This is a genomic window from Cohnella baijiui (genome assembly GCF_020731285.1).
Lineage (GTDB): Bacteria > Bacillota > Bacilli > Paenibacillales > Paenibacillaceae > Cohnella.
Genome location: NZ_JAJFOW010000052.1, coordinates 34885 through 41257, shown reverse-complemented (window position 1 = coordinate 41257; position 6373 = coordinate 34885). Strand labels below are relative to the sequence as shown.

7 protein-coding genes are annotated in these 6373 nt (G+C 62.7%); 5 read left to right on the top strand and 2 right to left on the bottom strand.

Translation table 11 applies throughout. From position 1 onward, the window contains the following. Nucleotides 1-199: 199 nt before the first annotated feature. The 5 genes from LKX83_RS28870 (at nt 200) to LKX83_RS28850 (ending at nt 5641) form a co-directional block, all read left to right on the top strand. Entirely contained in the window at nt 200-568 is a 369-nt protein-coding gene (locus LKX83_RS28870) for an arsenate reductase family protein (protein WP_227886305.1), read from the top strand. A 58-nt stretch (nt 569-626) separates the two neighbouring features. Further along, nucleotides 627-1862 (top strand): site-2 protease family protein, encoded by a 1236-nt coding sequence (locus LKX83_RS28865; protein ID WP_227886304.1) that lies wholly within the window; start codon nt 627-629, stop codon nt 1860-1862. A 42-nt stretch (nt 1863-1904) separates the two neighbouring features. Beyond that, nucleotides 1905-3113, top strand: coding sequence for an aminotransferase class I/II-fold pyridoxal phosphate-dependent enzyme (locus tag LKX83_RS28860; RefSeq protein ID WP_227886303.1), 1209 nt, complete (start codon nt 1905-1907; stop codon nt 3111-3113). A 30-nt stretch (nt 3114-3143) separates the two neighbouring features. Continuing rightward, entirely contained in the window at nt 3144-4025 is an 882-nt protein-coding gene (locus LKX83_RS28855; protein ID WP_227886302.1) for a 5'-3' exonuclease, read from the top strand. A 158-nt stretch (nt 4026-4183) separates the two neighbouring features. Continuing rightward, nucleotides 4184-5641, top strand: a complete 1458-nt coding sequence (locus tag LKX83_RS28850; RefSeq protein WP_227886301.1) for a phosphodiester glycosidase family protein — start codon at nt 4184-4186, stop codon at nt 5639-5641. Nucleotides 5642-5719: 78 nt separating this feature from the next. Here LKX83_RS28850 and LKX83_RS28845 read toward each other — a convergent pair whose 3' ends face one another. Continuing rightward, on the bottom strand, nt 5720-5992 hold the full coding sequence (locus LKX83_RS28845; RefSeq protein WP_227886300.1) for a hypothetical protein: 273 nt from the start codon (nt 5990-5992) through the stop codon (nt 5720-5722). A gap of 84 nt (nt 5993-6076) precedes the next feature. After that, nucleotides 6077-6373, bottom strand: coding sequence for a DUF3055 domain-containing protein (locus LKX83_RS28840; protein ID WP_227886299.1), 297 nt, complete (start codon nt 6371-6373; stop codon nt 6077-6079).

Genomic DNA, 6373 nt, shown 5'->3' with positions numbered 1-6373 from the left:
GATAATCGGAAAAACCGATTAACTCGATCTCGAGGATGGCACTTTGGCGCGAGATCGTCGGTACATCGGGTCTTCGCCACGCCATACATGGAACGCAATAGGACTGCGGCAACCTAAACGGCGAAGACGCTCGAAAGTGATACTGTACTTACCGATTTCATGAACGGGCAAGGTCCTGCTACAAGGAGGCAACTCGCGTATGGCACGCAAATTAACCGTATACCAATATCCGACCTGCGGAACTTGCCGGGCCGCGGTCAAGCAGCTCCAGACGCAGGGCCACGAGCTGAATCTGCGGCACATCAAGGAGCAGCCGCCAACGGTCGAGGAACTGCGCGACTTGATTCCGGCCAGCGGGCTGCCGATCAACAAATGGTTTAATACGTCCGGCGACGCGTACCGATCGCTGGGGCTGAAGGATCAAATGGCGCGGTTGACCGACGAGGAGAAGATGGCGCTGCTCGCCTCGAACGGCATGCTGATCAAACGGCCGGTCGTAGCGGCCGGCCGCAAGGTCACCGTCGGATATCGGGAGGACGAACTGGAGCGTACCTATGGCGGGCGCTGACAACGGGCAATCTCGCGGCCCTTTGCCGCCGGGTCCACACGAGCCAGGTTCGCGGGACATGCGCGGCAGCGAGCGCGAGCGCCAGCCCGATTCGGGGAAGTCCTCTGAAAATCAGGCTTTCCCTGCCCCGCACCCAACGCAGCAGCATCTCGCTCCGCAGCCGCCGCTCGGCCCGGACGCTCAGCGGCCGCAGCAGCAGCTATCCGGAGCTCAGCCGCCGCCGGACGATGGCCGGCCCGACCGCAAGCCTCCGGGCGGCCGCAAGTCGTCCTGGGCATTCGGCGCCGTCCTGCTGTTCCTCTTGTCCAAAGGCAAAGTGGCGCTGCTCGCGCTGCTCAAATTCGGCAAGCCGCTGATCTCCATGGCGGTGACGGTGGGGGCTTATGCGCTTATTTATCCGTGGACGTTCGCATTGGGCTTCGTCGCGCTGATTTTCGTCCATGAGCTCGGCCACATCTTGGCCGCCCGACGCAAAAAGCTGCCGGTATCGGCCCCATATTTTATTCCTTTCCTGGGCGCGATGATCTTCATGAAGCGCAATCCGAAGGACGCCGCCACCGAAGCCGACATCGCGCTGGGCGGGCCGCTGCTCGGTTCGCTGGGAGCGCTCGTTTGCTACGGGATCGGAGAATGGACGGGGAGCAGGATTTGGCATGTGCTCGCCTACGTGGGGTTTTTCCTCAATCTGCTGAATTTGCTGCCGGTCCATCCGCTCGACGGAGGGCGGATCTCGAGGGCGCTCAGCCGCTGGATGTGGGTAGTCGGAGCCGTCCTCGGCCCGTTCGCGATTTGGTACACGAAGAGCTTCCTGTTTCTTTTGATCTGGGGATGGTTCCTCGTGCAGACGTATCGCAAGTTCAAGCAAAAAGGGGAAGGACCGTCCCATATCGCGGAAGGCGTCTATCAGACGACGGTCGATCCGACGCTGCCGGACTGGTACTATAAAGGCTCGCAGCATTTGAGAGATCTTCCGTATACGGCATACTGCCGGATGGACGGCCAGCATGTCGTGGAATTCCAATGGGAAGCGATGTCGTTCAAAGGCGAGCTGCCGATCGACCAAGCGATTATCGTCAAACGCGTGTACGTTTATCAGATCGAAGGTCCCGATGCGAATGAGAAATTGACGTTCAAGGTAAGAGCCGAAGGCGTGCTGTTCGAACCCGACAACTATTACGAGGTGCCGAAACGGACGAAATGGCGGATCGGCTTGCTGTATGGCGGACTGGCGGTCGGTCTCCTGGCGATGATGTGGATCATCCAGCAGGCCGGCTGGACCGAAATTCCCCGCTAAGCCGTCCGGCCAAGCCGCCATTCAGGGAAGGAAGATCAGCTCATGACGAATCACAAATGGCGTTCGCAGCGCCTGGACCGTCTCGGTTCCGCCATTTTCGCAGAAGTATCGGCATGGAAGGCGGAGGCCCGCGCGCAAGGGGTCGACGTCATCTCGCTCGATATCGGTAGCCCGGACCGGCCCCCGCTCGCCCCGATTCGCGAAGCGCTCGCCGAGGCGAGCCTGAAGCCGGACATGTACCGGTATCCCGGCACGGAAGGAAGCGCCCGGTTCCGGGCGAAGGCGGCCGAGTGGTTCGCCCATCGGTTCGGCGTCGCGCTCGATCCATCCAAGGAAATCCTCTCGCTCATGGGCACGCAGGACGGGCTGGCGCATCTCGCGCTGGCCGCGACCAATCCGGGCGACAGCGTCATGCTGCCGGACCCGGGCTACCCCGTCTACCAGGCGGGACTCGCCGTCGCCGGCGTCGAGACGATCCCGCTGCCGCTGCTGGCGGACAACGGATACCTCCCGGACTTCGACGCGATTCCGGACGCGCATTGGGACAAAACCAAATTCATGCTGCTGAGCTATCCGAGCAACCCGGTGACGACGGTGGCCGATCTCGCCTTTTTCGAACGGGCTGTCGCCGTCGCCAAACGCCGGGGCGTACTGCTCGTACACGACAACGCGTACAGCGAAATGGCGTACGACGGCTTCCGGCCGCCCAGCGTGCTGCAGGTGCCCGGAGCTTCGGAGATCGCCATCGAGTTCCACTCCATGTCCAAGTCGTTCCACTTGGCCGGCGGCCGCATCGGTTTTGCCGTCGGCAACGCGCAGGTGCTGGACGCGCTCCGCGACTTGAAAAACAATATCGACTTCGGCGTCTTTCTCGCGGTGCAGGAGGCGGCGGTCGCCGCGCTGGAGCTCGATATGCGCGATCCGCATCCCGTAGCGTCGATATACGAGGCGCGCAGAAACGCGTTTGTCCGGGCGATGCGGGAGGAAGGGTGGGACTTTCCGCCTCCCCGAGGGACGATGTTCGCCTGGGCGCCAGTGCCCGCGGGATGGTCTTCCCGACAAATTTCCCGGGCAATGTTGGCGCATGCGGGCGTTGCCGTCATCCCCGGACGCGCGTTCGGCGAGCGAGGCGAAGGCTATGTGCGTTTTGCTTTGGTCGAAGAAGAAGAGCGACTGCGGGAAGCGGCGCAGCGGATCGGGCGGTTTTTGCGCGAGCACGAGCCCGTATCGGACGGGCATTCCGACTACTAAGTTTGCGAGGAAAGCGAGGTTGTCTTTTCGATGTCTGCGACTCAAGATCGCTCTCATTCCTTATTGCTGGTCGACGGGATGGCCGTATTGTTCCGCGCGTACTACGCGACGGCGTACAGCGGCTACGTGAAACGGACCAGGGCGGGACTGCCCGTCAACGCCATTCAAGGATTTCTTCGATATTTCGCCGACGCGTTCCAACGCTTCGGTCCGACCCACGTCGCCTGCTGCTGGGACTTGGGCGGCGGGACGTTCCGCGGAGAGCAATTCGCGGGATATAAGGGCAACCGCCCGGAAGCGCCCGACGACCTGATCCCCCAGTTTGAGCTGATCAAGGAAGTGACAGCCTGCTTCGGCATCCCGAACATCAGCGCGCCCGGCTTTGAGGCCGACGACTGCATCGGCACGCTGGCCAGGCAGTTCTCCGAGCATGCGGACGTCACCATTCTGACGGGCGACCACGATCTGCTTCAGTTGGTGGACGATCGGATCCGCGTGGCGATCATGAAGAAGGGGCAGGGCAACTACGCCGTCTACACCCCCGCGTTTTTGATGGAGGAACGGCAACTGACGCCGGCCCAGGTGATCGACCTCAAAGGGCTCATGGGCGACACGAGCGACAATTATCCGGGCGTTCGCGGCATCGGGGAAAAGACGGCGCTGAAGCTCATTCGCGAATATGCGTCGATCGACGGCATCTTGGAAAATCTGCATCTGCTGCCCGCCTCGCTGCGGACCAAGATCGAGACGGATCTTGAGATGCTGCACCTGTCGAGGCAGCTCGCGACAATCAGCTGCGAAGCGCCGGTCGCGATGGATTTCTCCGAATGCTTGTGGAACGTGGACCGCGCGATCGCGCTCGCCAAATGCGAGGAGCTGGAGCTGCGGGATCAATTGAAGTGGATCGGCTAAACGTAAAAGCGATTATTCGATTTTTCTTAGAGGCTTGTCCGGGGATTGCCATCTTCGGACAAGCCTCTCGTCCTTCCGGCAGGCGCCGCTAAACAATCGGATCCAATTCGCCGACAAAAAAGAAATGACCGATTAACGCAAGGCAAGGAGCTGTGCGAATGGATTTGAAAGACAACAAGACAAGCCGGATGGATCGCAAGAAGTACAAACGGATACCCGGATCAGGGATCAAGCTGCTGCTGGCCGCGGCGCTGACGAGCGCCTGCATCGTCCCGCTCGGTTCCGCAGCTGCCGAAGAAGCGGGCGCGCCCGCCCCGGGAGCCGTCTCCGCGACGGCCTGTCCGAGCGGACCGCTGCGTCTCGCGTTGGGCGAGCGGGCGGATGCAAAGACGAAGCTGGGGCTTCCGGCGGTGGAGGGGGGATATTTGTTCCGGATCGCGGAAGGGCAGGCGGCGCGCGTTACGTTGGCCGGGATGACGGTCCCGCTCGTGCCTGGTTCCGCCACGTTGGAGGTTCGGAAGGCGATGCCGGCGGACGAAACGGACGGGAGCGAAACCCCGGCGGCGTGCCGGGTGACGGTGCGCGTCGAGGCCGCCGCCAAGCCGAATCCCGCGCTCGCGCCGCGCGCCGAGAGCCGGACCGTCAAAGTCGGCGGCAAGTCGTTCGCCGTTCGCGCGGTTTACATTCCGAAGGGGGTTCCAGTCGATGTCGGGCTTGGGCAGGACCGCGTCGGCGGCACGGAGGCGCTGGCTTCGATCGCCCAGCGTCGCCATGCGGACGTCGCGGTAAACGGGACGTTCTTCGAAGCTTACGGAGGCATCCCGGAGCCGTGGGGGACGCTGATCGCCGACGGCGAAATCGCCCACGTCGGAAACACGGGCACCGCGATCGGCTTCGCCGCCGACGGCACCGCCAAGATGGACACGCTTCGGGTCCGTATCGGCGGAACGACGTCGCATCCGGCGTCGGGCAAGACGGCAGGGTGGTACGCTTATTTCGTTAACCGGACGCCGGCGGAAGGCGCGAACGCGGCGATCCTCTACACGCCGAAGCGCGGCAGCCGGATCGGCTTCGCCAGAGGAACGGCCGTCGTCGTCCGCGGAGGTATCGTCGAAAAGATCGTCAAAGAGGAGAACGCGGTCATCCCGAAGGACGGGTACGTCCTCGTCTACACGGGGAATGAGCAGTCCCAGGCGACGCGCTTCGCCGTCGGCAGCCGAGTCCGGTACGATGTCTCGTATACGAACGCCGCCGGCAAACCGATCGACTGGAGCGGCGTCGTGACCGCCGTCGGTGCGGGACCGCGCCTCGTCCAGGACGGCAAGCTCCGGATCGACGCCAAGGCCGAGGGCTTCACCGAGGCGAAAATTTTGACCGCCGCGGCCGCCCGCAGCGGGATCGGCATCCGCAAGGACGGCAGCATCGTCGTCGCGACGACGACCGCGACGATCGCGCAGCTTGGAAGCATCCTCCTTCAGCTCGGCGCGGTCCAGGGCATGAACCTGGACGGCGGCGCCTCGTCGGGATTGTACACTATGGGCGGGTTAAAAACGACGCCGGGGCGGACGCTCAGCAATACGCTCGTATTCGGCCAATCGCTCGCGTTTCGGCCCTAGCCGCCAATCCCGTTTTCTCCATGACTTCCGAACAGCCCAACGAAAGAAGCCCCTCATGCAGAGGGGCTTCTTTCGTTGTCAATCCGTCGTGCCGGCGCTGTCATCCGGCAGCGGGTCGTCGCCGGGATACCCTCGCGACATGCCTTCGTGAAGCTCTTTGTTCTCGTAGTCGAATGCGACCTGAGCGTGCTGGTCGGCTCGCCAGGGCTCGCTTTTGCCGAGCGACGGGCTATCGATGGACGCACCGTACGGCCCTTCGGGAAATTCCTCGGCCGTCAGATCGTTGCGCTGGGACTCGACGGTGGACAGGTCGTTCGTCGGACGGCGGCGCTCGGAGAGATAGCGGGGCATAGGCAGATCTCCTTCGGACAGATTAAATCCTAGTATCCCCGACGGAACGGCGAACCATGCCGGGATCCCGCATCCGGCCTCGTATTAATCCGTAAAATGAACCTCTCCGAGCACCATCGCCAGAAATTGCGCCAGCTCCGCCGCGTCCTCCGCCTTCAGCTTAAAGACGGATTCGAGCACGCCTTCTTCCTCGAGATCGTCGTACGCCAGCACGCCGCTGCGGCCGGATTGCATGTCGATGACGAGCTTCTTGCCGTAAAACCGGTTCGTCGTCAAGATCGCGAGGTCGAAGCGCGCGAGTCCCGGCGTGATGAAGGTCACGTAGCGGGTGGTCGTTTGTTCGGTGCTGTCCGACAGGAAGTCGAAGTCCTTCAATTCCAT

Coding starts and splice junctions, on each gene's coding strand:
- LKX83_RS28870 (WP_227886305.1), top strand. CDS start 200: ATGGCACGCAAATTAACCGTATACCAATATCCGACCTGCGGAACTTGC.
- LKX83_RS28865 (WP_227886304.1), top strand. CDS start 627: ATGCGCGGCAGCGAGCGCGAGCGCCAGCCCGATTCGGGGAAGTCCTCT.
- LKX83_RS28860 (WP_227886303.1), top strand. CDS start 1,905: ATGACGAATCACAAATGGCGTTCGCAGCGCCTGGACCGTCTCGGTTCC.
- LKX83_RS28855 (WP_227886302.1), top strand. CDS start 3,144: ATGTCTGCGACTCAAGATCGCTCTCATTCCTTATTGCTGGTCGACGGG.
- LKX83_RS28850 (WP_227886301.1), top strand. CDS start 4,184: ATGGATTTGAAAGACAACAAGACAAGCCGGATGGATCGCAAGAAGTAC.
- LKX83_RS28845 (WP_227886300.1), bottom strand. CDS start 5,992: ATGCCCCGCTATCTCTCCGAGCGCCGCCGTCCGACGAACGACCTGTCC.
- LKX83_RS28840 (WP_227886299.1), bottom strand. CDS start 6,373: ATGGAATTGAAGGACTTCGACTTCCTGTCGGACAGCACCGAACAAACG.